At 55.2% G+C, this 21,995-nt stretch carries 27 protein-coding genes and 1 tRNA gene; 10 read left to right on the top strand and 18 right to left on the bottom strand.

All coding sequences use genetic code 11. The annotated features are described in order from the left end of the window. Positions 1-18: 18 nt before the first annotated feature. The 4 genes from ACN0WX_RS04740 to rpmF form a co-directional block, all read right to left on the bottom strand. Entirely contained in the window at positions 19-1,059 is a 1,041-nt protein-coding gene (locus tag ACN0WX_RS04740) for a helix-turn-helix transcriptional regulator (RefSeq protein WP_417621119.1), read from the bottom strand. Between the two features lie 112 nt (positions 1,060-1,171). Further along, positions 1,172-2,143, bottom strand: a complete 972-nt coding sequence (locus tag ACN0WX_RS04735) for a beta-ketoacyl-ACP synthase III (protein ID WP_417621118.1) — start codon at positions 2,141-2,143, stop codon at positions 1,172-1,174. Continuing rightward, on the bottom strand, positions 2,140-3,183 hold the full coding sequence (gene plsX, locus ACN0WX_RS04730; protein WP_417621117.1) for a phosphate acyltransferase PlsX: 1,044 nt from the start codon (positions 3,181-3,183) through the stop codon (positions 2,140-2,142). The genes ACN0WX_RS04735 and plsX overlap by 4 nt, the downstream gene beginning before the upstream one ends. 52 nt (positions 3,184-3,235) lie before the next feature. Continuing rightward, positions 3,236-3,415: a 50S ribosomal protein L32 gene (rpmF, locus tag ACN0WX_RS04725; RefSeq protein ID WP_348038522.1), complete on the bottom strand. Its 180-nt coding sequence runs from the start codon at positions 3,413-3,415 to the stop codon at positions 3,236-3,238. A gap of 197 nt (positions 3,416-3,612) precedes the next feature. Between rpmF and ACN0WX_RS04720 the strand changes: the two genes are divergently transcribed. Then, positions 3,613-4,005 carry an MAPEG family protein gene (locus ACN0WX_RS04720; protein WP_417621116.1) on the top strand — a complete coding sequence of 131 codons (393 nt, stop codon included), beginning with the start codon at positions 3,613-3,615 and terminating at the stop codon, positions 4,003-4,005. A gap of 6 nt (positions 4,006-4,011) precedes the next feature. On the opposite strand, the gene ACN0WX_RS04715 is transcribed toward ACN0WX_RS04720, so the two are convergent. Both ACN0WX_RS04715 and ACN0WX_RS04710 read right to left on the bottom strand, forming a co-directional pair. Then, positions 4,012-4,674 (bottom strand): MBL fold metallo-hydrolase, encoded by a 663-nt coding sequence (locus tag ACN0WX_RS04715; RefSeq protein ID WP_417621115.1) that lies wholly within the window; start codon positions 4,672-4,674, stop codon positions 4,012-4,014. Positions 4,675-4,742: 68 nt separating this feature from the next. Continuing rightward, on the bottom strand, positions 4,743-5,396 hold the full coding sequence (locus ACN0WX_RS04710; RefSeq protein WP_417621205.1) for a S24 family peptidase: 654 nt from the start codon (positions 5,394-5,396) through the stop codon (positions 4,743-4,745). A gap of 140 nt (positions 5,397-5,536) precedes the next feature. On the opposite strand from ACN0WX_RS04710, the gene ACN0WX_RS04705 reads away from it, so the two are divergent. Together ACN0WX_RS04705 and ACN0WX_RS04700 are read left to right on the top strand one after the other, a co-directional pair. Beyond that, positions 5,537-5,725: a hypothetical protein gene (locus ACN0WX_RS04705; protein WP_417621114.1), complete on the top strand. Its 189-nt coding sequence runs from the start codon at positions 5,537-5,539 to the stop codon at positions 5,723-5,725. Beyond that, a complete protein-coding gene (locus ACN0WX_RS04700) occupies positions 5,715-6,062 on the top strand; it encodes a hypothetical protein (protein WP_417621113.1) in 348 nt (115 codons plus the stop codon). Before ACN0WX_RS04705 ends, ACN0WX_RS04700 begins: the two co-directional genes overlap by 11 nt. Before the next feature lie 3 nt (positions 6,063-6,065). Here ACN0WX_RS04700 and ACN0WX_RS04695 read toward each other — a convergent pair whose 3' ends face one another. Both ACN0WX_RS04695 and ACN0WX_RS04690 read right to left on the bottom strand, forming a co-directional pair. Then, positions 6,066-7,196, bottom strand: a complete 1,131-nt coding sequence (locus ACN0WX_RS04695) for a hypothetical protein (protein ID WP_417621112.1) — start codon at positions 7,194-7,196, stop codon at positions 6,066-6,068. A gap of 1 nt (position 7,197) precedes the next feature. Then, positions 7,198-8,430 carry a TIGR04063 family PEP-CTERM/XrtA system glycosyltransferase gene (locus ACN0WX_RS04690; RefSeq protein ID WP_417621111.1) on the bottom strand — a complete coding sequence of 411 codons (1,233 nt, stop codon included), beginning with the start codon at positions 8,428-8,430 and terminating at the stop codon, positions 7,198-7,200. A 110-nt stretch (positions 8,431-8,540) separates the two neighbouring features. Between ACN0WX_RS04690 and ACN0WX_RS04685 the strand changes: the two genes are divergently transcribed. Genes ACN0WX_RS04685 through dgcA form a run of 3 tightly spaced genes read left to right on the top strand, consistent with a single transcriptional unit; the run spans position 8,541 to position 11,129 of the window. Beyond that, positions 8,541-8,708, top strand: coding sequence for a hypothetical protein (locus tag ACN0WX_RS04685; RefSeq protein ID WP_417621110.1), 168 nt, complete (start codon positions 8,541-8,543; stop codon positions 8,706-8,708). Next, on the top strand, positions 8,701-10,113 hold the full coding sequence (locus tag ACN0WX_RS04680; RefSeq protein WP_417621109.1) for a putative O-glycosylation ligase, exosortase A system-associated: 1,413 nt from the start codon (positions 8,701-8,703) through the stop codon (positions 10,111-10,113). The genes ACN0WX_RS04685 and ACN0WX_RS04680 overlap by 8 nt, the downstream gene beginning before the upstream one ends. Positions 10,114-10,148: 35 nt before the next feature. Then, positions 10,149-11,129: an N-acetyl-D-Glu racemase DgcA gene (gene dgcA, locus ACN0WX_RS04675; RefSeq protein WP_417621108.1), complete on the top strand. Its 981-nt coding sequence runs from the start codon at positions 10,149-10,151 to the stop codon at positions 11,127-11,129. Here dgcA and ACN0WX_RS04670 read toward each other — a convergent pair. The 4 genes from ACN0WX_RS04670 to ACN0WX_RS04655 form a co-directional block, all read right to left on the bottom strand. Then, entirely contained in the window at positions 11,126-11,419 is a 294-nt protein-coding gene (locus ACN0WX_RS04670; protein WP_417621107.1) for a putative quinol monooxygenase, read from the bottom strand. The genes dgcA and ACN0WX_RS04670 overlap by 4 nt on opposite strands. Before the next feature lie 61 nt (positions 11,420-11,480). Next, a complete protein-coding gene (locus tag ACN0WX_RS04665; RefSeq protein WP_417621106.1) occupies positions 11,481-12,659 on the bottom strand; it encodes an acetyl-CoA C-acyltransferase in 1,179 nt (392 codons plus the stop codon). A 110-nt stretch (positions 12,660-12,769) separates the two neighbouring features. Continuing rightward, the gene (locus ACN0WX_RS04660; RefSeq protein WP_417621105.1) at positions 12,770-13,936 is read right to left on the bottom strand and encodes a mechanosensitive ion channel family protein; all 1,167 of its coding nucleotides are present in this window, start codon (positions 13,934-13,936) and stop codon (positions 12,770-12,772) included. A gap of 61 nt (positions 13,937-13,997) precedes the next feature. After that, complete coding sequence (locus tag ACN0WX_RS04655) at positions 13,998-14,768, bottom strand: TlyA family RNA methyltransferase (protein WP_417621104.1); 771 nt, start codon at positions 14,766-14,768, stop codon at positions 13,998-14,000. A gap of 47 nt (positions 14,769-14,815) precedes the next feature. Here ACN0WX_RS04655 and ACN0WX_RS04650 point away from each other — a divergent pair, with 47 nt between their 5' ends. Beyond that, entirely contained in the window at positions 14,816-15,358 is a 543-nt protein-coding gene (locus ACN0WX_RS04650) for a hypothetical protein (RefSeq protein WP_417621103.1), read from the top strand. 305 nt (positions 15,359-15,663) lie between these two features. Here ACN0WX_RS04650 and ACN0WX_RS04645 read toward each other — a convergent pair whose 3' ends face one another. From ACN0WX_RS04645 to argH, 5 genes are all read right to left on the bottom strand, one after another. Next, positions 15,664-16,137, bottom strand: a complete 474-nt coding sequence (locus tag ACN0WX_RS04645) for a DUF2721 domain-containing protein (RefSeq protein WP_417621102.1) — start codon at positions 16,135-16,137, stop codon at positions 15,664-15,666. Then, complete coding sequence (locus ACN0WX_RS04640) at positions 16,134-16,844, bottom strand: siroheme synthase (protein WP_417621101.1); 711 nt, start codon at positions 16,842-16,844, stop codon at positions 16,134-16,136. The genes ACN0WX_RS04645 and ACN0WX_RS04640 overlap by 4 nt, the downstream gene beginning before the upstream one ends. A gap of 115 nt (positions 16,845-16,959) precedes the next feature. Continuing rightward, positions 16,960-18,219, bottom strand: a complete 1,260-nt coding sequence (gene lysA / locus ACN0WX_RS04635; RefSeq protein WP_417621100.1) for a diaminopimelate decarboxylase — start codon at positions 18,217-18,219, stop codon at positions 16,960-16,962. Between the two features lie 31 nt (positions 18,220-18,250). Then, entirely contained in the window at positions 18,251-18,502 is a 252-nt protein-coding gene (locus ACN0WX_RS04630; RefSeq protein ID WP_417621099.1) for a hypothetical protein, read from the bottom strand. Between the two features lies 1 nt (position 18,503). Further along, a complete protein-coding gene (argH, locus tag ACN0WX_RS04625) occupies positions 18,504-19,880 on the bottom strand; it encodes an argininosuccinate lyase (RefSeq protein ID WP_417621204.1) in 1,377 nt (458 codons plus the stop codon). Positions 19,881-19,896: 16 nt separating this feature from the next. Here argH and ACN0WX_RS04620 point away from each other — a divergent pair, with 16 nt between their 5' ends. The 3 genes from ACN0WX_RS04620 to ACN0WX_RS04610 all read left to right on the top strand — a co-directional run bounded on the left by ACN0WX_RS04620 (position 19,897) and on the right by ACN0WX_RS04610 (position 21,795). Next, the gene (locus ACN0WX_RS04620; RefSeq protein ID WP_417621098.1) at positions 19,897-20,496 is read left to right on the top strand and encodes a TlpA family protein disulfide reductase; all 600 of its coding nucleotides are present in this window, start codon (positions 19,897-19,899) and stop codon (positions 20,494-20,496) included. Positions 20,497-20,598: 102 nt separating this feature from the next. Next, complete coding sequence (locus ACN0WX_RS04615; RefSeq protein WP_417621097.1) at positions 20,599-21,114, top strand: c-type cytochrome; 516 nt, start codon at positions 20,599-20,601, stop codon at positions 21,112-21,114. Between the two features lie 6 nt (positions 21,115-21,120). Beyond that, positions 21,121-21,795, top strand: coding sequence for a cytochrome b/b6 domain-containing protein (locus ACN0WX_RS04610; protein WP_417621096.1), 675 nt, complete (start codon positions 21,121-21,123; stop codon positions 21,793-21,795). 31 nt (positions 21,796-21,826) lie between these two features. Here the strand turns inward: ACN0WX_RS04610 and ACN0WX_RS04605 are convergent. Then, positions 21,827-21,902: transfer RNA gene (locus ACN0WX_RS04605), tRNA-Val, on the bottom strand. Positions 21,903-21,995: the final 93 nt, after the last annotated feature.

Genomic DNA, 21,995 nt, shown 5'->3' with positions numbered 1-21,995 from the left:
TTCCGGGACATTGAAAACTTAAGCGGCGAGCGCTGCCGACGCACCGGTGTCCTGACTCGGGGGATGGCCATACCAGCTTGTATAGGCACGGGTAAAAGCGCTCAATTCGCTATACCCCAGCTTTGCCGCTATTTCCGAAAGATTCCGACGACCCTCGAGAAAATAGAGCTGGCAGGTATCCCGCCGGACCTGTTCCAGCAACTGGCGATAAGACAGACCTTCGGCCACCAGTTTGCGCCGTAATGTGCGCTCCGCCATACCAAATGTTTCGGCAGCAGAGTCGAGGCTGAGACCGGATTTGTCGAGCAGATACAAAAGATATTCATACATCAGCTTTGCGTGATTTTCTGGTTCGAACAAGCGGCGTGCGAACGAATCTTTTTGGCGCCTGGCAGCTGAAACAATCTCGGGATTGGGACGCAGCGTCGGCGTGGTCATAACAAAGGGATGATATTCGACATAGGTGGACGGGCGATTGAAATGGCAGGGAATTGGATTCCTGTCGGGACTGTCTTGCGACAACCCTCTGAAACCGTCTGGCCGCGGCTGTGTGAAATGGACCGACTTCACACTGTCGAAGCTTCCACCGGAAAGCGCTTCGCCGAAATAATAGATAAGCGCGAAGACGATATGCACGAGATCCGGCGACGCTGTAATATCTTCATTCCACACCAGCCGATCACCGGAGGAAAGCGGCATGAGTCTTACCATGGGCTTTTCACCGCCCAAGCCCTGCTCTGCTACAAGCTGAATCAATGCTTCCCCAAAACTGGGCTGGAAAAAAGCAGAAAATCCTAGGTCAGAAAATCCCTGCGGCACCATTTTCTTGCCGATCGCCGAATGAATATCCATCCGGTTGAGTTCTCCCCGGGCCGCTGCACAAAGATTGACGATGGCGCCATCCCCGAGTTGGTAGCCGGGATCGCGCAATTCCGACTCGGAACATTGCAACGCGCTCAAAAGTTGCGGCTTGCGCGCCTGAAGAGCATAGCAGCCGAGATAGGCGCGGTACAGAAACTGGGCCGAGATCGTCAGGCGGGTGGATGTCGGATAGTCCATGCCCCCACGCTAAAGGTCGGAGTGCAATTTTCTCAACTGGCTTTCGACAAAGATGCAAAATTGTCGATGAAGACGACCAATCCGGACTAATCTGCCAGCCGCAGCACCGGATTCAATAGCGGATGACCGACGCTCCCCAGGTAAATCCGCCACCCATGGCCTCCAACACCAGCAAATCCCCGGCCTTGATTCGGCCATCACGCACCGCAGTGTCCAGAGCCAATGGAACCGACGCAGCAGAAGTATTGGCGTGCATATCGACGGTCTTGATCACTTTTTCTGGCGGAAGATTGAGCTTCTTGGCAGTGGCATCCAATATCCGGGCATTGGCCTGATGCGGAACCACCCAATCGACATGATCGATCGATTCTCCCGCTGCATTCAACACTTCGCTCAGAACCGAAGACAGATTGACGACCGCATGGCGAAAAACCTCACGACCTTTCATGCGCAGTTTGCCGACGGTTGCCGTCGTACCGGGGCCACCATCGACATATAGCAGCTGATTATGCGCACCATCCGCATGCAATCGGGTCGCAAGAACGCCGCTTTTTCCATGTTCGGCCGCGAGCACGATTGCGCCAGCTCCATCGCCAAAGAGCACGCAGGTACCACGATCTTCCCAATCCAAAATGCGACTGAACGTTTCTGCACCGATCACAAGCGCATTTTGCGCGCTGCCGGCGCGGATCATGCTATCCGCCACCGAAAGCGCATAGAGAAAACCGGAGCAGACTGCAGCGACATCAAACGCTACGCAACCGTTGCAGCCCAGCGCATCCTGAACAATAGTGGCAGTTGCCGGAAATGTCTGGTCGGGTGTCGCGGTTGCAACGATGATCAGGTCAATATCCGCGCTGCTAAAACCCGCCGCCTGCATAGCCTTCTCAGCAGCCTCAATAGCGAGGCTCGACGTTGTTTCGTCATCCTCTGCAATATGGCGGAACCGGATACCAGTGCGTTCGACAATCCAGTCATCGGATGTATCAATTCGCTCTGCCAGTTCAGCATTGGATACGCGGTTTCGCGGCAAGGCCGAACCGGTTCCCTTTATCACCGCTCGCCTCGCTGCAACCACGGTCATTCGGCTACCGCTGACACTGGTGTCGCTTGACTGATTTTTGTCAGATCTTCGCTAATTCGTTCCAAAATACTATCCTCAACCAGTCGTGCAGCAACTTCTACGGCATTGGCTACGCCCTTGGCGTCCGCGCTACCATGACTTTTTACGACCACGCCGTTCAGGCCGAGAAACACAGCGCCGTTATGATTATTGGGATCAAGATGCTCGCGCAACATTTCCGTTGCCGGCCGGGATATGAGGAACCCGATTTTGGAACGGAGGCTGCTCAGAAAGCTTTGCTTCAGCAAGTCAGTGACGAAACGGGCGGTGCCCTCCAGCGCCTTGAGCGCTACATTGCCAGAAAAACCGTCGGTTACAATGACGTCAACCTCACCGGTCGAAATCTTGTCCGCCTCGGTGAAGCCCTGGAAATTCATATGAAGACCGGCGGCTTCTTTCAACGTCGCAGCGGCCTCCTGAATGGTGCCGGTACCCTTTGCATCTTCGGTCCCGATGTTCAGCAATTTCACCTTGGGACGGTCAAATCCGTGCATAATCCGGCTGTAGGCAGCGCCCATCACCGCAAATTGTACCAGATTACGACTGTTGCATTCCGCATTTGCTCCGAGATCGAGCATCACGACATCGCTGTCTTTCATCGTCGGAAGCAGCGCCGACAAAGCGGGGCGATCAATGCCTGGCATGGTGCGCAGCGCGAGCTTGGCAATAGCCATGAGGGCACCGGTGTTGCCAGCACTGACAGCAGCACTGACTTCCCCGGTCTTCACAGCATTAACGGCCATGCCCATCGATGTTGTCTTCGAGCTGCGCAGCGCTTGCCCCGGCTTGTCATTGCCGGATACCACATTTTCTGCATGCAATATTTCGGAAGCAGCGCTGAGATTCGGGTGATTCTTCAAGGCTTCGCGGATCTGCGCTTCATCGCCAACGAACAGAAACTGGAAACCCGCATGCCGCTTGCGCGCCAAAGCGGCACCAGCAACCATCACGCGCGGGCCTTCATCTCCGCCCATCGCATCAATCGCGATTCGCGGCCTCATTCCCACCGGTTATTCCCCCTTATTGCGCGTCAGAAGCCGAGAGACTAGCCGATTAAAGATCGGTGGCCAAGACTTCACGGCCATTATAATGACCGCACGATCCGCACATGTGGTGTGGACGCTTCAATTCACCGCAATTCGGGCATTCCTGATAAGCTTCGACTTTCAAAGCATCATGAGACCGGCGCATGCCGCGCTTGGACGGCGTAGTTTTTCTTTTTGGTACAGCCATTGCTAAGCCTGTTCTTTAATTTTAAAATCCTATGCTTGCATCCAAGCCAAACATACCAGTCTCCATATAGTGGAGAATCATCTGGTTGAAGCTCAGCAGATTGCACGCGAAGGGGCGCGTATAATGATTTTCCCGTGCGTTGCAAGCATTGAGCTTCTATGGAAGAGCGATAATTTCAACATATCTAGGGGGACAGGATGATTTTACCGATAACATTGACAGTGGCTGGCGCTGCGGCGCTGATAAATCTCTGGCTAATGATGCGCGTGGGCCAGGTTCGGGGAAGCGAGAAAGTCAGCATTGGCGATGGCGGCAACGAGAAAGTCATCCGCCGCATGCGGGCGCACAGCAACTATATCGAAAGCGCGCCATTGGTGTTGGTTCTGGTCGGAGTTATCGAACTGGCCAGTACCACATCTCCCACCTGGCTCTGGATTGTCGGTGGCCTGTTTCTGCTCGGGCGTGTTGCACACGGCGTTGGAATGGATGACGGCAAGTTCGGCAAAGGCCGGATGATCGGTACGATTGTGACTATGCTGACGCTTCTCGGCCTTGGAATTTACGCGATTTTGATCCCGTATATCGCCTGAACCGTTCTAGCGCGCGGCCAAAACATCATCCGCGACAAACGCGTTGGTTTGGCGTTCATAGCCAAATTGGCTGGTCGGGCCGTGACCGGGAATGAAGGTTACATCGTCACCCAGCGGCCATAGCTTCTGCGTGATCGCATCGATCAGGTCCTGATGATTGCCGCGCGGAAAATCGGTGCGGCCGATGGAGCCCTGAAACAGGACGTCGCCAACCACCGCCAGCTTGGAAGGCTGATGATAGAAAATCACATGGCCTGGCGTATGGCCGGGACAATGAATAACATCTAGGACGAGGTCGCCGACGGTCACCTGATCGCCATCCTTCAGCCAGCGATCCGGCTCAAAGCTTTTTGCCACCATGCCATAGCGCGCGCCGTCGCCGTCAAGCTGGTCAATCCAGAAGCGGTCATCCTCGTGCGGCCCCTCTATCGGCAGGCCCAGTTCCTCGGCGAGCATACCTGCCTGTCCGCAATGGTCGAGATGGCCATGAGTGATGATAATCTTTTCCAGATCTACGCCATGCTCCTCGACCGCTGCCTTAAGCCGCGACAAATCGCCGCCAGGATCGCTGAGCGCAGCCTTGTTGGTCTTTGTGCACCACAGAAGGGTACAATTCTGCTGAAGTGGCGTGACCGGTATAATCACGGCCTTGAGAGGGGCATCTGTCATGTCTCGCTATGTGGCGTCAACATCACCAAGTTGCAAGCCGCCTATTGCATAGTCTGCCGGCTAGCCGTTTACAGGCGTCGCCCCGTCCACACCACCCGGCCAATGATGTTTACGCTTTCGATGCTTACATCGTCCCAGTCGGGATATTGCGGATTGTCACTACGGATCGACAAGGCCCCGGCAGGCCCCATGGCGACGCGCTTGACCAACAGAACGTCGTCCATACGCAACACATAGATGCCGTCACGCAGGGGCCGGGACGCGGCACTATGATCTACCATGATGTCGTCACCGTCGCCCAGAGTTGGCTCCATCGAATCGCCATCAACGGCAATGAGCGACAAATTGGCGGGATCTGCACCCAGTCGCCGGAGCCATTTGGGTCCAAATCCCATTGACTCGGAATATTCATCATCCACCATTGATCCAGGCCCAGCCGAAGCGCCCACGTGCAATTGCTTGATTCGAAGCAGCCCGTCGTGAACGATGTCATGGGATTGGCGGGCAGCGCGCACGTCAGGCGCGCCAAGCAAGCGTTCCTCCACCCCGTAAAATTCCGCCAGCCTGCGCCGGTCATCCTCATCCAGCTTCTTGGGAGAACCACGGCGCAGATATTGCTGAATATAGGCTGGATTTTTACCAAGCATTTTGGAAATGGCCGCAAAATCATGGCCGTTTTTACGGATCAATTTTTCCAGATTGGCACGCGGATCATCGGGCATAATGATCGCAAGATAGCGGTATCGGCCGAAAGGGGCAATAGGATTATTCCTAGACATGTAGGAAATTGCATTTCAAATAGGAATTTCCCTATTCAGCGAGTCGCTGTGAAGAGCGATCAGTAGCCAAAAGGAGATTCCCGGTGCCATTATTGCGAAAAATAGAGATATTCCTGAACGAAACCAACATGCCCTGGACAAAATTCGGACGGCTGGCCGTTTGCGACCCGCGCTTTGTGCAGGACCTGCGCAACGGACGCCAGCCCGGCAAAACCGTATCGCAACGAGTGGAACATTTCATGAACATATGGCGGGCGGGCGATGCCGACTGATCCAGTGCGCCCGCAAATCTGCCGACGAGATTCCGCTTCGCTTCTTACCAGTCAGATACAAACACTCGCCGGCGATCAAGCCTGCGTTATACTAGAGCGCGAGCGGCGCTGGGCTAGCATAACCTTTACCGGAACGCTGTATAGTTTCTCCGTCGATTGGGCGGGTTCGGGCAATCCCCGAGCGGCCCAAAATCTCGCCAAAGTGATACCTGACCATGACTTCGCAATCGCCGGCCATTTCATCGCAGATATACTGGTAACAAAACGGTCCGGAAATCGAGTGCAAATCGAGGCCCTGTCGATCATTGACCCGGTCGAAGATTACCGAAATCAATAGAGATTAGCGATGGGCCGTCATTCTCTCCAAAGTCCCCAGCGCCGCCTTCAGGGCTGCATCCATATCAGCTTGGCGACTGGCTTGTGTCTCAACCTCTGTTGGTTCTACCGACCGTAGCGGAGGAATAGCCACCGGAGCGAGCGATTCGGCAACCTTGGCCAATGGCAGTTTTCTTTCAGTTTTTGGCGGCGATTCGGTGCGTGCTGCGGGTGCCGCACTTCGCTCGCGGCGCTCCAAGGCCTCCAGACGCCGTAGACCAGCTTCCAGACGGTCAGCAAGTTGAGCAATTGAAAGGCTCGACAGATCTTCACGGGATCCGGCCGATGCTTCTCGCTGAATATTATTTCCCGATCGATCAGATTTCTGCGCCACTTCAGCTTCGGCTGGAGCCTGCGCTTCTTTGACTGGGGCCTGCGCTTCTTTGACTGGGGCTTGCGCTTCTTTAACTGAGGCTTGTGATATCATATCCGTAGCGACGGCAGCAGCTTTCTCAGTTGACGCTTCAGCCTCACTTGACGCTTCAGCTTGCTTTGTCGACTCCGCCCCATTTTGCTCGATTTTCGAATGATCAAATCGCTGGATTTTCTCGGCAAGGGGCGCACCCAGGTCCGAAGAGGCGAAAATCGGTTGCCGTGCGGGAGCATCGGGATGACGATCTGCCGCTCTGACATCAGGCAAATCCTTCAACTCGCTTATCTGGCCAGCAGATTTTTTTGGTTTTTTGAGAAACTTGGTGAGTGATCTGGCCGACAGATTCAGTTTGGATACGGCAAATCGCGACTTGCCCTCCTGCTCACCGTTGATCGGTTCCGTCGTCAAATTTTTGCGAATAGCCAAGCTCATATCGGAGCCTCCTCCCAGAAATTTTGGTTTATGATTTAAAAACATATAAATTGCGGAAGCAGATATTGCCCCTGCTACAACGGCAATCAGGCTCCGCGCCGTATTGCCCAACGGTGGCGCGGCAGCGGGCAAAATTTCGGACAACCCCGTCGCGCCGACAATATTTTCGAGATAGACATGTGGCAAGGTCGCGATCACGAGCGCTGCCGCAATACCACCTGCAAGCGCCATTGCAGGCTGCTTAAAGCGTTCGAGATCCTGCTCTATAGCGTTCACATCATTCTCCACCATCTCAGGCAGCGCACTCGAAAGATTTGCGCGCAATCAACCTTTGGTAAACGGGCTTGTAACGTAAAATGTTTGACGACCAGTTACGATGGGCGTCAATAAACTTCCGGGCTGTTTCAATAGTTTGCGGCCACGAACTACAATCATCAAGCAAATTGGCCAGCTTCTCCGCCATTTTTTTGGAATCACCAGCCGGGAACAGCGTGCCCGTTACACCGTCTTCGATCAGCTCCCGGTGCCCGCCAACATCCGATGCTGCGACCAGCCGGCCTTGCGCCATCGCCTCTAACGGCTTCAGCGGAGTGACCAGATCAGTAAGCCGCATCGCCTTCCGGGGATAGACCATGATATCCATCAAGCCATAGAAGCGTTCAACGTCACTATGGGATACACGCCCAGCGAAGGTCACTGCAGATCCGACTCCCAACTGCTCGACTTGCGCCTTCAAAGCATCTTCCATCGGGCCGCCGCCGACCAGCAGCAGATGGACATCAGGGTGCGAAACCTGAAGCATTGGCAGGGCAGCGACTAGATCATCGAGCCCTTCATAGTCATAAAAACTGCCGATAAACCCGAGCACGGACTTTCCTGCCAAGTTCAGTTCAGCAAGCAACTGCTGATCGCGTGCCGGCGGTTTCCCAAACAATTCCAGATCGACGCCATTGGGCGAAATGGTTATTTTTTCCGGTTTCACTCCACGCCCGACCAAGTCTGTCTGCAGCCCCTCACAGATCACCGCGACCGCGTCCGCACCGTTAATGACATGGTTTTCCAGCTGCCGCGTCAACCAGTAACGCGGGCTATTTTCCTTGCCTGTGCCATTGCCAACCGCTGCGTCTTCCCAAAATGCTCTGATTTCATAGACTAGCGGCAATCCCGTTTTTTTTGCCGCACGCAAGGCGGCCATGCCATTGAGAGCGGGCGAATGGGCGTGCAATATATCCGGCTGCCACTCGCCGATGACTTGCTCGATACGGTCGGCCAGAACGGCAACCTCCCGCCACTCGCGCACTGGCGATGGCCCGTGCACCTGGGCCAGTGTTCGGAAAAACTGAAGATCATCAGTTTTTTCCTCGGGCAGGTTCGTGCGACAGCCATGTTGATTCTGGCGAACACCGGTGATCCCCGCCACCGTCAGGCCACTGGCTATTTGAGCCTTCATGATCGCTCGAGTCCGGAAGCAATATCCGCTGTGCAACGGCAGACTGTGATCAAGAATGTGTAATATCCGCATCATGGCACAAAGCCTTGCCAAAAAAGGATTAACGTCCCGTCAACCCAAACCCTGTATCGCGCGGTCATAGAAGAGCGTGTTTTCGCTGCTCGAGCCGGGATGAATGGGGTGAGATGATAGACAATTTTTCTATCGCATTGACGCATGGCTTGCTGTTGATTGCCGCCTGGCGCCTTATTCACCGCAGCGATCTCGATGTTGAGGACCCGCCGGAACGCGACAAAGAGCCCGAAGGGTTTCTGATACAATCTTCCGCCAAAGGATCGTCGCCGGATGCGTGATCTCCTCTTTGTCGGATATCTGCTGGCGCTGCTTTTCCTCGCCTTCAAGCGGCCGTTTTTGTTCACCTTGGTCTATGCCTATGTCGACATAGTGGCTCCTCAGCGTCTGAGCTATTTCATGCTCAACTCGGTGCCGCTCTCGTTGATCGTCTTTGCCCTAGCCTTTCTTGGCTATATATTCGCGGATAACAAGCAGGACAGCCGCTTTTCTATCCGGCAAGGGATGATGATTCTATTGCTTGCATATTGTGGATATACCACAGTGCAGGCGGAAGTGCCGGTCGCCGCGCTGGAGAAGTGGGACTGGGTATGGAAAGCGTTGGTCTTTGCGATTTTCCTGCCGCTAACCCTCAAAACCAAATTGCGGATGGAAGCGCTTGCACTGTTCATGGTGCTGTGCGCCGGTACGTTGATCATAAACGGCGGGATAAAGACTCTGGCTTCCGGCGGCGGCTATGGTGTCCTGGTGCTGCTGGTCGACAATAATAGTGGCCTGTACGAGGGATCAATTATCTCGACTGTCGCCATCTGCATCATCCCGCTCATCCTCTGGCTCGCACGCTTCGGGACGATTTTTCCGCCGGACTGGCGAGTCAAGCTATTTGCTTACGCCCTTATATTCGCCGCCCTGCTCATTCCCATTGGCACGCAAGCGCGAACCGGCCTGGTGTGCATAGCGGTCTTGGCGGTGCTGCAATTGCGCTTTGTCCGCTACCGGTTGCTATATAGTGGCGTTGCGGTCGCATTGGGCCTCCTGTCTATACCATTTCTGCCACAAAGCTTCACCGAACGGATGGCAACTATCGAAAATTATGAAGCGGATCAGTCCGCCTCAACCCGCCTCGCGGTCTGGCGATGGACGCTGGACTATGCGCAGAAACATCCGTTTGGCGGCGGCTTTGACGTCTACCGAATTAATAAATTAACCTATGAATTGTCGGAAGTGGACGTCGCACAATATGAGCAATGGGGCATCGACCCGGACGATGTCGAGGCCCGGCTTATCGAAGACGAATCGCGTGCATTTCATAGCAGCTATTTCGAAATGCTCGGGGAGCAGGGCTATCCCGGCCTGGTCCTCTGGCTGATCATCCACGTCGGCGGACTATGGCGAATGGAACTGCTGCGACGAAAATACGCAAAATCAGAAAAAGAGGGTGAACAATGGGTGGCCCCCCTCGCCATTGCATTGCAGCACGGCCATATAATCTACCTGGTAGGCGCAATATTCGTAGGCATTGCTTACCAGCCATTTGTCTACATGCTTGTTGCGCTTCAGATCGGCCTGGATACATATATGTCGAGACGCTCAGCCGAAGCCAAGTGGCAGCCGATTGCAAAACAATTGACTGGCAGGGCAAAATCAAAGGCTTTGCTTCAACCGCATGAGTTCCACAAAAATTGAGTGACGCCTTCCTCGCTGCACACTAAAAGTGCCGCATGACATTCTCTGTTTCCGTTACCGTTGAACGATGGCCGGTCGCTGGTGCTTTTATCATTAGCCGGGGAGCCAAGACCCACGTCGATATCGTGCGTTGCGAAATTTCGGACGGCACCCACAGGGGCACGGCAGAGGCAACGCCGATCTATTACGAGGGCGAAAATGCGGCAGATTGCGCTGAAGAAATCACTCGATTTGCTGCAAAGCATCCCCATCTCGACCGCGCGATAGTACTCCAGAATATGTCGCGCGGCGCGGCGCGCAATGCAATTGACTGCGCTCTCTGGGATCTGGAATGCCAGAGAAAGAACACTCCACTATCGAAACTGGCTGGCCTGCCCCAGCTTCGCCCACTCGTTTCAGCCTTCACCATATCCCTTGGCCAGCCGGAAATCATGGAGGACCACGCTCGTCAGGCCGCGGCGAACGGGCACGAGCTGCTGAAACTAAAATTGTCGGGCGAGGGTGATCTTGAGCGGGTTGCAGCCGTCCATCGCGGCGCGCCGGAAGCCCGCCTTATCGTTGATGCCAATGAAAGCTGGAACAATCTTGACGTTGAAGCACAGGCCACACAGCTTGCACAATATTCAGTCGAACTAATCGAACAGCCGGTTAGCGCCGGACACGATCATCTGCTTAGCGGGGTCCGGTCGCCGGTTCCACTTTGCGCCGATGAAAGTTGCCACACCAGCGCAGATATCGAAAGAATTGCACCCTTTTATGACGCGGTAAATATCAAGCTCGACAAAGCTGGTGGCTTAACCGAGGCCCTAGCGATAGCCCATGCGGCGCAAGCCGCCGGCATGAAACTCATGGTCGGCTGCATGCTCTCGACATCGCTGGGTATCCGCCCGGCTTTCGCTCTTGCACAGCTCGCGCAGTGGGTTGATCTCGACGGGCCTCTCCTGCTCGCAAGAGACCGGGACGATGGTTTCCGGTTTGAATCCGGAAAGATTTTTCCAGCAAAAGCTGCAGGCTAGATTCCGTCGAGATACTCGATCACCGGCGGTGCCGCCATGCACGGAGCCAGCTTCGGGCCACTCGCCCGAAAATGATCCGATTTGCTATGCGCTTCCAACGCGGCCTGATCGACATAACGCTCAAGCACCTTATATTGCTGAGAGTCATCCTTGCTTTGAAATACCGAATAAAATTCATTGCCCGGTTCGTTTGCACGAACGGCAGCCATCAGCTCGGAAAACACCGCTTCAAAATCAGCATTCTTGCCTTCGGCCACGGTTAATGTTGCGACGACACCCACTGCGCTCATATTATGCTTTCCCTGATAAAAAGGGCCGGCGATTTCGCGCCGACCCACTAAATTTTGACTTCTAGAAAATTTCGAACAGTCCGGCTGCGCCCTGTCCGCCACCGATGCACATGGTGACGACAGCATATTTCGCGCCGCGCCGCTTGCCTTCAATCAAAGCGTGGCCGGTGCAACGGGCTCCGGTCATTCCGTAAGGATGGCCGATTGAAATCGAGCCACCGTTTACGTTAAGAAGCTCGTCGGGAATGCCCAGCTTCTGCTGACAGTATAGAACCTGCACAGCAAAGGCTTCATTGAGTTCCCACAACCCGATATCGTCCATTTTCAGGTCGAAGCGTTCGAGCAGCTTTGGAATCGCGAAGACCGGGCCGATGCCCATTTCATCGGGCTTGGTTCCAGCAACAGCCATTCCGACATAGCGGCCAAGCGGGTTGAGACCGGCTTTCTCCGCCGCTTTTGCTTCCATCACGACACTGGCGGCCGAACCATCGGAAAGCTGCGACGCGTTGCCCGCTGTGACAATCTTGTCAGGGCCGAGCACGGGTTGCAGTTTCTGCAGGCCCTCGAGCGTAGTGGAGGGGCGGTTTCCTTCATCCTTGTTGATCGTAACCTCAACATGGGAAATCTCTTTGGTTTCCTTGTCCTGTACACCCATGGTGGTGGTTACTTCGATAATTTCAGCGTCAAAATAACCGGCTTCCTGAGCCGCAGCTGTACGCATCTGAGACTGCAGGGCATATTCGTCACAGGCTTCGCGGCTGATGCCGTAGCGCTCGCCGACCACTTCGGCAGTCTGGAGCATCGGCATGTAAATATCATCGTGCATCTTGAGCAGTTCACGGTCCGGCTGCACCCGCATTTCCGGAGTCTGCACGGTCGAGATCGATTCCTGTCCGCCGCCGACGACCACATCCATCCGGTCGATTGTCACTTGCTTGGACGCCGTGGCAATCGCCATCAGACCCGAGGAACACTGGCGGTCAATCGTCATGCCGGGCACTTCGATCGGGAAGCCTGCACGGAGCGCAACCTGGCGAGCCAGATTGCCACCCTGTGAACCCTGTTGCAGCGCGCTGCCCCAGACGACATCGTCGATCGTGCCGGGATCAATGCCCGCGCGTTCTACTGCCGCTTTTGCGGAATAATGACCGAGCGTCGCGCCGGTTGTCGTGTTGAAAGCCCCCTTATAGGCACGGCCAATCGGGGTGCGGGCGGTTGAAACGATGACTGCGTCACGCATGATAAAATTCCTTTAAATTGATTATTAGAGTCGAATTTGGCGCGCATTGTCCCCATTAATCGTACAATTAACAAGGGATTTCTTCCGCCTTGCTATGCCGTTACGGAACGCTAGCTCTCGGTAACAGGCACCCCGTATCCCCCCTCGGGATAGGGAAGAATCATCTCGCCATCCGGTGCAGCAGTGAAAGTCGTCTGGGTCGGATAAGCAAATTCCAATCCTTCTTCATTAAATTTCTGCAGGATCGCCAATCCGATTGTGTGACGGCCTTCATAAACCACGTCATATTCGCTACTCATAATGTCGAAATCAAGTTCGAAATTGATCGAGCTATCACCAAATCCGACAAAGCCCGAACGGACGAACACCGCATTGTTTTCTTCAACAATTTTCTTGAGAAGGCCTGGAATGCGGCGGGCCTCATCGGGTTTGGTCTGGTAGATGACGCCAATGCCGAAACGGGTGCGCCGTCGCGCCAACCGTGTCATGTTGACGATTTCCTTATCCAGCAAATTGGTATTGGAGATGATGATCTCCTCGCCGGTCACCGCCCTTAGCCGTGTACTTTTAAGTCCGATTTTTTCAATCGTTCCAATGGTATTATCATAGGTGATGGTTTCACCCCGACGAAAGGGTTTGTCGAAAATAATCGACAAAGCCGCGAACAGATCGGAAAAAATGCCCTGGGCAGCGAGACCAATAGCGATACCGCCAACCCCGAGGCCAGCGATTAACCCGGTTACGTCCACGCCGAGATTGTCGAGGATCATGATCGCCGCGATTGCAAAAAGCACAAATGTGACCAGCAAGCGGATCAGCGTCATCGCGTTTTCCAACGTTTCGTGCTGATCCGGGTCTTGCGATGTCTTGCGCACAATCAGACCGAGGATGACTTCCCGCAACCAGATCGCGACCTGTAGGACCGCTGCTATCGTGAAGAGGACATGCACCACGCGATCGAAGCTGGAGGGCGCACTGGCAAAGGATACCACAAGCTCGGCCGACACCATCAACATGAAAAACTTGCTGGTTCGGGCAATCGCCTTTCCGATGATTGTGCGGTAGCCGACCAGGTCATGATTTTTTCGAACATAACGCGCCGAAAACCGCTTGACCGCACCGAGCAGAAAGAAAATTATCGTGCCAATGGCAACCGCTACAATCAGTTCTATATAATGGCTCGATAACCAATCCGACCCATCGCCGATCAGGCGCTGAATAGATGCACCGATGTCGGGACTGGACGGCAGAAGGGGAGTGGGAGTTGTTTTTGTCATATCTATCCAGCTAAGGACAAGCGTTGGAAATAACAACCCGCGTTATATGCAGGCTTGTCCGTCAACCTGAATCGACTGATGATTTCCTGGCTCCGATGAGAAACTCGACATTGCCCTTGGGACCCGTAATCGGACTTTCGATGAGCCCGATTATATCCCATCCGGCCGAAATCAGCCAATCCCTCACCTTTTCGCAAGTCGCAAGACGGACGGCTTCGTCACGGACAACCCCACCCTTGCCGACTTCGCTCCGTTCCGCTTCAAATTGCGGCTTGATAAGCGCAACCAGCATTGCGCCATCCTTTGAAAAGGAGATCGGTCGCTCAAGCACTTTGACCAGCGAAATGAAACTGGCATCGCAGACGATGATGTCAACTTTTTCCGGAATATGCTGATCGGTTAGAATTCTGGCACTGGTCTGCTCGTGCACCACTACCCGGTCGTCCTGCCGCAACTTCCAGGCGAGCTGGTTGGTACCGCTATCCACAGCATAGACTTTTTTCGCACCGCCCGCCAGCAGCACATCCGTGAAACCACCGGTGCTGCTGCCTACATCAATGGCAATCATGCCCGTGACATCAATACCAAATTGTCGCAGCCCATGATCCAGCTTGATGCCGCCACGCGAAACCCAGGGGTGATCCTTGCCCTTGAGCTCAATCGGCGCATCACTGGCTATCTTGTGCCCCGGTTTATCGATTTTCCGACCTGCAACGGTCACTAGTCCGGCCATGATATAGGCCTGTGCCTTGGCCCGACTCTCCGCGAGACCGCGATCCGTCAGCACTTGGTCAACGCGTTGCTTTGCGGCTTTGGGGTCGGACTGTGTCATCGGAAATCAGGACTAGCCTAGCGCCGCGCTTTTGGCCATATTCCTTTATGATGAGAATCACATACACATTTTTTGCCGCTCCTCTGGCGACCCTCGCGCTTGCAGCTTGCTCGACCGCACAGCCAGAACCGGCACCGGCTCCGCAACCGGCGCAGCCAATAGCCAGCCCAAGTCCAGCACCTGTGCAACCAGAGGGCGATTGGGTCGACTGGCCGATCACCCCCGGCGAGTGGGTATATCGCAAAGATGAGCGTGGCTCGCTTGCGCTGTTCGGCAAGCCCGACCGTGCAGCAATTTTCATCATTCGCTGTGATCAATCACGTCGCCAATTATTTCTGTCACGCGCCGGGTCCGTGGACCACGGTGCCAATATGATTTTGCGCGCCAGTGCTGGTCTACAATCCTATCCTGCAAGTGATAGTGGCGGAACACCTCATTATGCCGCAATTTCTGTGTCGGCGAACGATATTATGATGGACCGCATAGCCTATAGCAGAGGCCGGTTTGCCGTCGAAACCAGCGGTCTGGAATCAATTGCCATCCCGGCCTGGCCCGAGTTCAATCGTGTTGTGGAAGATTGCCGGAGCTGAACCGCTTGGCATCAGGCCGGAACGCGCAATTGTGACAGCAAAATATAAAAATTCAAGACTTGTTCGCGATTCGGAATTGATTCACACCTAGGCTGTCGAACAGCGGAGAATGATTCAATGCAACAGTTCGTGTTTTATTCACAAGCGAAAGGAGGTGGTCCGATGTCTCATGGTTCAGCACAGGGGTCGGAAAAATCCGTTCGGGGGGCAAATCTGATCTAGGGATCAGGCAACCCGGCAGCGGCACTTCCTACCGCTGACCCATGTTCAGAGGCTGTTGGTCCGGTTGGATCAGCAGCCTCTTTTCATTGCGCTCCGTCGGATTTTTCAAGATATTCTTCGCGGATCATGAAATCGCGAATACCGACCCGTACTTCTCGCAAGAATTGGACAAGAGCAATCGAGAGCAACGCTATCGCAACGATGAACGTACCCGCGACGGCAACCGACAGATCAACACCCGTCAACCCCATGATGAACAGCATGCCGATCAGCGCGCAGGCAATGATCGTGCTGATAACGCTCAGAAATATGGCGCTGTTGACGATCTTGATACGCAGCTGCAAATCGTTGAGTTCTGCAACGACGAGTTCGTGGGCCTTGCCGGTAGTGGATTTATACAGATCCTGAAGATCGCGTGAGCGGTCGATGATCCGCGCGAGACGGCCGGCAAACAGGTTGAGCATCGCCGCGAGCCCGACCAGCAGAAAGGCCGGGGCCAGCGCGGTTTGCAGCACGGCTACAATATTCGTATCGGCAATTCCGGATAATCCGTTCATATTTTCATCCTGATCCGCAAGGTCAGTCCGATCGTCGGCTGTTCATCCCACAGCGACAAGGCAAAACGCTGCGCATCGGCGCGTGCCCGAACCAGTATATCCTCTGGTACGTTGCTGCCCGCAAAAATTTGGTCCGCTTGCGCCAACCAACGCGCATGGCGGAGCGTCAGGTCATCGGGATCGGCGCTGGCCAGTTCCAGATCGATGACTTGCGAACGCTCCTGTCCGTGGGGCTGGTCGAGCCATGCATCCACATTTGCGGCGTTCTGATCGGCCATCACGTCGAGCGGCCCGCCTGAATCAAGTGCAGCATCAATCGCCTTGCGCCGCGCCGCGCCGTCCGGCCATATCGACTGTATCCGCTCTCGGACCTCAAGCAATGCGTTGGCTAGTGGTCCGAGACTCGCCGGCAGCAAATGCTCGAGCCGTTGACGCAAGGCCTTCGCAAGCCCGGCCGATGCTCCCCCCGTACCGATCGCAATCAATACCGGGTCCCGGTCGATGATCGCCGGCGTCGTATAGTCACACAGAGCGGATCGATCGACTGCATTGACCAGCAGCCCTTTCGCTTTCAGCCGCGCGACGGCTGCGACCGCTTCGTCATCGTCTTCAAGCGCAACCACTGCCAGATTCAGCCCCCCGGCATTTTCGTCATTGGTGATTACCGCTCCAGCTCGCTCATAGAGCCGCCTTTTGGCCTCCGCCATTTCGCCATTTCCCAGGAGAAGAATCCGACGGCCCTTCAAATTCAGAAAAATGGGAAACTGGTTCATCGCATCCACCAAAAGAGTTGGTCATCCCGGCGACAACCGGCGTGACATATTATTTCAGCCAGTCGGGCACATGTTCTGCGGCCATGATCGCTGCGGGATCAATTCGTTCGGCAACCACGGCGTAGCGATCCCCGTCGACCAGCACCTCTGGCACCAGAGGGCGGCTATTATATGTATTGGCCATGGTCGCGCCATAGGCCCCCGCCGTGCGGAAGATTCCCAGATCATCGGTCTTTACCCGATCGACAACCCGTTCCTTGGCGAAAATATCGCTGCTTTCACAAATCGGACCGACGATGGAAGCGACCATCGTCTCCCCGCTTGGCTCCACCGCCTCAAAATCGTGCCAAGCGTCATAGATGGCTGGCCGCATCAGATCGTTCATCGCCGCGTCTACAATCACGAAATCGCTGTTCACGCCCGGCTTGATCCGGATGACCTTGGTGATCATGACCCCACTATTGCCAGCAATGACCCGGCCGGGTTCGAACATCAGGGTGACATCCCAATCCTTTGTTACCCGCGCGACCATGGCACCATATTCAGCCGGGCTCGGTGGATTGTCTTCCGGCTTATACGGCACACCCAATCCGCCGCCCAGATCGACATGAGTGATGGCATAGCCTGCGCTCCGTAGCTGCGCTACAAGTTCGCCCATTCTGGCATAGCATTTTTCGAGCGGGTCAAGGCTCTGGAGCTGACTGCCAATGTGCACGGCAACCCCACGCAGGTTCAGCCCGTCAAGCTTCGATAGACGCGCATAGATATCAGGCGCGACGTCGATCCCGACCCCGAATTTATTTTCCTTCTTGCCGGTCGAAATTTTCGCGTGTGTACCCGCATCAACATCGGGATTAACGCGAAGAGTTGCCGAAGCCTTCTCGCCGCGGGCGGCTGCAATTTCTGCAAGCATCACGCCTTCTTCTTCCGACTCCAGATTAAACTGCCCGATGCCTTTGTCGAGACCGAGCGCGAGTTCCTCCCGGCTCTTTCCAACACCGGAGAAAACAATATCCTCCGCCTTCATCCCCGCCGCCAGGGCACGTTGCAATTCGCCGCCCGATACCACGTCTGCACCATAGCCCTGATTGGCCAATATCCTGAGAACCGCAAGATTTGGGTTCGCTTTCACGGCAAAGGCAAGATGGATTTTACCCGCATGTTTCAAGCCTTCGCGAAAAACCTGAGCATGGCGCTCGAGCGTCGCCCGCGAATAGACATAGACGGGCGTTCCGACTGCTTCCGCGATGCGCGGCAGCGGAATATCTTCTGCGTGCAATATACCATTTTTGAGCTGGAAATGGTCCAAAATCTTATACTTTCAAACAGATGGAACGGAGTTAGCCAGGTGGCGGCAGATCAAATTCGTCATCCTGCCGCTTTTCCGAGCGGCGGAGCAATTCGTCGCTGCGCTCCGGGATGGACTGAGTCGACGGGATCAGCAAATCATCCCCGCTGGGCGCTTCCGCTTCACCATATATGGGGGGCGGTAGCGCCTCGCCTTTCGCAGGCTGTAATGCGCCGCGGTTACCGCAAGCGGCCAAAATCACCGTGACACCGGCCAGCAACAGGGTTGAATAGATTTTGTTCATGTCAGCTCTCCGGCGCCAGTGCTTTTCTGGCCTTAGCAATCTGAACCTTTACTTGCTCCGGTGCTGTCCCGCCATAGCTGGATCTACTAGCGACCGAAGCGTCGACGCCAAGCACACTGAAAACACCATCGTGGATTCGGTCGTCAATGGACCGAAACTGATCCAGCGAGAGATCAGCCAAACCACAGCCTTGCTCTTCGGCGAGGCTCACCACCGCACCGGTAACATGATGGGCTTCACGAAATGGCAGCTTGGCCTCCCGCACCAACCAGTCGGCGAAATCGGTCGCGGTCGAAAACCCGGCTTCGGCGAGCATTCGCATCCGGCTATTGCTAAATTCCACCTCGCCCACCATCCCGGTCATCGCGGCAATCGACAGGCCAAGCAAGTCATGGGCCTCGAACACGGGCGGTTTGTCGTCCTGCATATCTTTTGAATAGGCGAGCGGCAGGCCCTTCATCGTGATCACCAGCGAATTCATTGCACCGGCAATCCGGCCCGCATGGCCGCGCACCAGTTCGGCAGCATCAGGATTGCGTTTCTGTGGCATGATTGATGAACCGGTCGAGAAGCTGTCGGGCAGTTTGACAAAGCCAAAAGGCTGGCTGGCCCAGATCACAAATTCTTCGGCGAGGCGAGAGAGGTGCAGACTACACTGGGTGGCGGCCATCAGATAGTCGAGCGCAAAATCCCGATCCGAAACCGAATCGAGGCTATTGCCGGTCGGACAGTCAAAACTCAGCAGCGACGCGGTCTTTTCACGGTCAATGGGAAACCCCGTGCCGGCCAGTGCTGCAGCACCAAGGGGCGATTCGTTCATCCGCTGCCGCGCATCGGCAAACCGCGAGCGGTCCCGCCGGATCATTTCATAATAGGCCATCAGATGATGGCCGAGGCTCACCGGCTGGGCCGATTGCAGATGGGTGAAGCCGGGCATGATCGTCGCGACATGTTCTTCTGCACGATCGACAAGTGTCAATTGCAGGGTCGCCAGTGCGCTATCGACCATGTCCATTGCATCGCGCACCCATAGGCGGAAATCGGTCGCCACCTGATCATTGCGGGAGCGAGCAGTGTGGAGGCGGCCCGCTACCGGTCCAATAATCTCCGAAAGCCGTGCTTCCACGTGCATGTGAATATCTTCGAGATCCAGATCTTCCGGCACACCATCGGCTTCATATTCCTGCGCGATCTGGTTCAGACCAGCGATAATCTGCGTCGCATCCTCGGCCTCGACGATCCCCTGCTCCTCCAACATAGCAACATGGGCCAGACTTGCACGAATATCATGGCGCCATAATTTCTTGTCGAACGGGATCGACGCGTTTATCTCACGCATGATTGATGAAGGGCCATCGGCAAATCTGCCACCCCACATGATATTGGAATTTTTTGTGTCTTTTGTGATGCGTACCGTCCTGTCCATCGCTTTGGTGTTGTGCGTTTCGGCCTGCGATAGAGGCTCGAGCGAAGCGGGGCAAGAATTTGCTGGCGACAACACAAAGGAAAAGGGTGAGACCATAGAAAGTGGTCAAGGCCTCGTCGGCAAGCTCGATATTTCCCGGCGCGGAGCAGAGATGGTCGACACACCCTTTCAGGCACCCGACGGAAAGCCGATACAATTGAGCGATTTCATTGGCCAGCCAGTGCTGGTGAATATCTGGGCGACATGGTGCGCGCCTTGCATTGTTGAAATGCCAATGCTCGATGAACTCGCTGCACGTGAGAAAGACCGGCTCAAAGTTCTGGTTGTATCACAGGATATTCAGGGAGCGGAAAAAGTCGCCCCCTTTTTCGAGCGCGGCAAATTCCGCGAACTGGAGCCCTATATCGATCCGGAAAATGGTTTGAGCTTTGGCTTCGGGTCGGGTCTTATGCCAACCACCGTCCTTTATGATGCCCAAGGCAAAGAAGTGTGGCGGGTAATCGGAGCGATGGATTGGGATGGCGCCAAGGCCGCTGCTCTATTGGAGGAAACGCTGGCGGCACGTTGACGGGGGCACCAGCGTGACACTGTCACTTTCCGTGGCGAGAACCGATTGTGTTTATACCGAATCCCGCTATTCTTAGGCATCTTTCACTGATTGGAGAAGTCGATGAAACGCTGCAAAATACAAATCATGCTGCCGGTACTGGCTGGACTGACCCTGGTTTCCGCCTGCGGCCAGAATGACGACGCCGCTCCGGTTTCCGAGACAGCCAGCTTGGAACTCCCCAGTGGATTGACCGTGAAAGAACAGATTGAGACACGCGAGGCACAGCTCAAGAAGATGGGCAAAGCGTTCAAGACAATCAGCGACCAGTTAAAGTCCGGCAACCCCGATCTGGCGCAAATTCGTTCTGCCGCTGCGGCCGTTCCCAAAGAAGCAGCGGGCATGGTCGATTGGTTCCCCGACGGGACCGGGCCCGCATCCGGTGTTGAAACGGAGGCGCTGGCGATCATCTGGGAAGACAAAACGGATTTTAACCAGAAGATTGCTGATATGCAGGATGCCGCAGCAAAGCTTGATAGTGCTGCACAGGGTGGGGATACCGCTGCCATTGCCGCCGCGTTCCAGACCACCGGCGGCACGTGCAAGGCTTGTCACGACAAATATCGCCTGGACGACTAGCGGGATATGGCAGACAAGAGCCCGCGCATTCTGGTTTGGGACTGGGCTATCCGGCTGGTTCACTGGCTGATGGTGATTCTGATTCCTCTCCTCTGGTGGACCGCAGAAGAGGGATATATGGAATGGCATAAAAGCCTGGGCCTGACCATGTTCGGCCTAGTCCTGTTTCGGCTGCTCTGGGGAGTGATAGGATCATGGACTGCGCGCTTTATCCCGATGGTGCAACGAATCGGATCGCTGCCATCTTATATCGCTCAATTGCGCAATCGGGACCATCGCCCGACCTTTGGCCATAGTCCGCTGGCGATTCTCAGCGTCTTCGCCTTGCTGTTGGCGCTGGCCACTCAGGTAACGACCGGTTTATTCTCAGTCGATGTCGATGGCCTTGAATCCGGGCCGCTGGCGACTCTGATATCGTTCGAGACCGGGCGACAGCTGGCGGAAATTCACGAACTCAACTTCAACCTGCTGGCCGCGTTGATCGGGCTTCATATTACGGCAATCGCCGTCTATCATTTTGTTCTCAAAGAGAATCTTGTCGGACCGATGGTATCCGGTCGCCGGATCCGCAAAGAATTGTCCGCTGCACAATTGCCCGAAAACCGGCTGCGCCCGGTTCCGGTTATAGCCGCATCCATCATTACACTGGTCTGCACGTTAGCCGTTGCAAGTTTCGGCTAAAGATAATCAAGATTGGTTGGCCGGAAGAAAATGGTGGGCGATGACGGGCTCGAACCGCCGACATCTTCGGTGTAAACGAAGCGCTCTACCAACTGAGCTAATCGCCCCCATGACACGATGCATGGGCATCGCTGAGGTCAGGCGAGCGCCACTGCCAAATCATGGCGCCTTTGGCAAGCCTATTTGCGCGGATTAATTGA

It is taken from the genome of Parasphingorhabdus sp. (assembly GCF_048269915.1).
Taxonomy (GTDB): domain Bacteria; phylum Pseudomonadota; class Alphaproteobacteria; order Sphingomonadales; family Sphingomonadaceae; genus Parasphingorhabdus.
Note: the sequence above shows the minus strand (reverse complement) of the source record. Positions and strands in the feature narration are given on the sequence as shown.